Raw genomic sequence first — 508 nt, 5'->3', positions numbered from 1 at the left:
GACCTACGTCGCCAGTTCCGCCCACAACGAGTTCGCCGCCGGTACCACCTACACCGACACCTTCGCGGTGAGCAGTGCCGACGGCACCCTCACTTCAGTCACCGTGCATATCCTCGGCACCAACGATGCGGCCGTGCTGTCTGCCGACATCGCCAACCTCACCGAGACCAATGCTGCGCTGACCACCGCTGGCACCCTCACCATCAGCGACGTCGACAGCGCCGCAACCTTCGTCGCCCAAACCAACACCRCCGGCAGCTACGGCCAGTTCTCCATCGGCACCGGCGGTGCCTGGACCTACGTCGCCAGTTCCGCCCACAACGAGTTCGCCGCCGGTACCACCTACACCGACACCTTCGCGGTGAGCAGTGCCGACGGCACCCTCACTTCGGTCACCGTGCATATCCTCGGCACCAACGATGCGGCCGTGCTGTCTGCCGACATCGCCAACCTCACCGAGACCAATGCTGCGCTGACCACCGCTGGCACCCTCACCATCACCATCAGC

General features: G+C 65.1%; 1 protein-coding gene. It reads left to right on the top strand.

Going from position 1 to position 508, the window contains the following annotated elements; translation table 11 throughout:
- Nucleotides 1-508 (top strand): VCBS domain-containing protein (locus tag AC1DVH_RS32610; protein ID WP_477757240.1); only part of this gene is annotated, 508 nt, incomplete at both ends.

This window comes from Pseudomonas sp. P4_C3 (assembly GCF_056402075.1).
The sequence above is the reverse complement of the archived record's forward strand: the minus strand, read 5'-3'. Positions and strand labels throughout refer to the sequence as shown.